At 45.2% G+C, this 2,333-nt stretch carries 3 protein-coding genes; all 3 read right to left on the bottom strand.

Features of this window, described 5'->3' with window-relative positions:
- The coding region (gene pheA / locus SORDD16_RS03390; RefSeq protein WP_081215124.1) for a prephenate dehydratase at positions 1–543 on the bottom strand (543 nt) is incomplete at its 3' end.
- Positions 540–1,016 carry a shikimate kinase gene (locus SORDD16_RS03385; RefSeq protein WP_061452384.1) on the bottom strand — a complete coding sequence of 159 codons (477 nt, stop codon included), beginning with the start codon at positions 1,014–1,016 and terminating at the stop codon, positions 540–542. The genes SORDD16_RS03385 and pheA, both read right to left, overlap by 4 nt.
- Entirely contained in the window at positions 1,009–2,292 is a 1,284-nt protein-coding gene (gene aroA / locus SORDD16_RS03380) for a 3-phosphoshikimate 1-carboxyvinyltransferase (protein WP_061452383.1), read from the bottom strand. The genes SORDD16_RS03385 and aroA overlap by 8 nt, the downstream gene beginning before the upstream one ends.
- Positions 2,293–2,333 lie beyond the last annotated feature (41 nt).

Raw genomic sequence — 2,333 nt, 5'->3', positions numbered from 1 at the left:
CGGTATCTCTGCCCCTAACACCCAAAAACGTGTGAAATTGGCTTCCATTTCCTGAATATCCTCTGCAATTAATTCCAAGCCATATTCTTCAGCTGAACTTTTAGGAGCAATAGCAGCGTATGGCTGGTCTGGATGTTCCGAAATAAAACGGGCTGCATAGGCGGTACTGGCTGTTACCTCAATTTTGGCCTCTGGATACTGTTCATCGATGAATTTCTTTCCTTGCGCCAAAGCCTGTGGATGAGAAAAAATCTTTTCAATCTTAGTATGCCCTGGAACCACCATCAACTGCTGGTGAATAGGCTGAACGATTTCTGCTACTGCTTGAATGCGAGCCTGATGAAAAAGGTAGTCCAAGGTCTCATGAACACTACCCTCGATAGAATTTTCAACCGGTACCACCGAATAGTCCACCAAGCCTTGTTCATAGGCCTTGATGACATCTGTGATATTGGCAAAAGCCTGCAATTCCTCTTTGGGAAAGGCTGTCTGCACAACATGATGCGAAAAAGATCCCTTGGGACCTAGATAGGCAATTTTCATCTCAGTTCCTCTATAATTTCCTCTGGGCTTAACTTGGTCACATCCAAAACCCGACTGGCTACTTCCTCATACCAGGCCTGTCTTTCTTGGAAAATAGCTGCTAGTTCTTCCTTACTATTATTTAGAAAAAGCGGGCGCTGATTATCCTTATCAGCTGCGATACGTTGGTAGAGGGTTTCAAAATCTGCTTTTAGGTAGATGTTATCAGGATTGGTTTTGAGCAAGTCACGATTTCGCTGAGAAATGACAACCCCTCCACCAGTTGACACAACTCGGTCCGTTTTCAGTAAGTCAGCTAGGACTTCTGACTCTACTTGACGAAAGGCCACTTCTCCTTTTTCAGCGAAGAAATCCGCAATGGACATGCCCAAGCGTTCCTCGATTAAGGCATCCATATCGATATAGTCTGGGTCCAAGCCTCTAGCGATTGTCGACTTGCCTGCCCCCATAAATCCGAGTAATACCTTAGCCATGAATCAAAGTCTCCAAATCATCAAAGAAGCTAGGATAGCTGGTATTGATGGCTTCAGCACGGTCAAGCTCCACTTCTCCATCAGCAACCAAGAGGGCTGCGATGGCTGTCATCATTCCAATTCGGTGGTCACCAAACGTATTGACTCTAGCGCCATGAAGGGCTGATTTCCCTTTGATAATCATCCCGTCTGCTGTAGGAGTGATGTCCGCTCCCATACTATTTAAGGCATCTGCCACCACCTGAATGCGGTCGGTTTCTTTAACCTTAAGTTCCTCAGCATCCTTAATGACCGTTACACCATGCGCTTGTGTCGCTAAAAGGGCAATAATGGGTAATTCGTCAATCAATCGGGGAATCAAGGCTCCACCTATCTCCGTTCCTTTCAGTTCTGAAGACTCGACAGTCAGGGTTGCTGATTTAGCGATTGGATCGATTTCAGTTATTTCCAATTTCCCTCCCATGGCACGAATGACATCAATAATACCTGTCCGCGTTTCATTGATGCCCACATTCTGCAGCACCACACGAGAGTTTGGAACAATCAAACCAGCGACCAACCAAAAGGCTGCACTGGAAATATCTCCTGGAACAACTACCTTTTGTCCGGTCAGTTTTTGTGGTCCTTGAACTGTGATTTTCTTGCCATCCACACTTAAATGGCCACCAAATTGCTGTAGCATATCTTCGGTGTGGTTGCGAGTACATTCTTTCTCGATAATAACGGACTCCCCCTGAGCCTGCAAGGCTGCAAATATCAAGGCAGACTTAACTTGAGCAGAGGCGATTGGCAACTCATAGTGAATCGGTTTTAAATTTTTCGTCCCTTTTAAGCGAAGAGGGGGCAGGTCTCGCTCGGTTTGCCCTGAAATACTAACACCCATTTTTTTCAGTGGAATCGTCACACGGTCCATAGGACGTTTAGAAAGACTATCATCTCCAAACATCTCTACTTCGAAGTCTGCACCAGCAAGTACACCTGAAATCAGGCGAATCGAGGTGCCAGAATTCCCCATATCAAGGGCATTTTGAGGAGCTTTTAAGCCATCCATTCCAACACCTTGAATAGTAATAACCCCATCTTTATCCTCAATTTCAACACCAAGGTCACGAAAAACCTGCATGGTCGAGAGCACGTCCTCTCCACGCAGAATGTCATAAACCTTGGTCTCTCCCTCAGCCAAACTACCAAAAATAATGGAACGGTGGCTGATAGACTTATCACCTGGAACCCGGATACTGCCATGTAAGTAGCGAATATTTGTTTTTAGTTTCATAGTTGACCTCATACTTGCAATACTTTTTCTTATTTTATCAC

Origin of the sequence: Streptococcus oralis, assembly GCF_001578945.1 — a bacterium.
GTDB lineage: Bacteria > Bacillota > Bacilli > Lactobacillales > Streptococcaceae > Streptococcus > Streptococcus oralis_Q.
The sequence above is the reverse complement of the archived record's forward strand: the minus strand, read 5'-3'. Positions and strand labels throughout refer to the sequence as shown.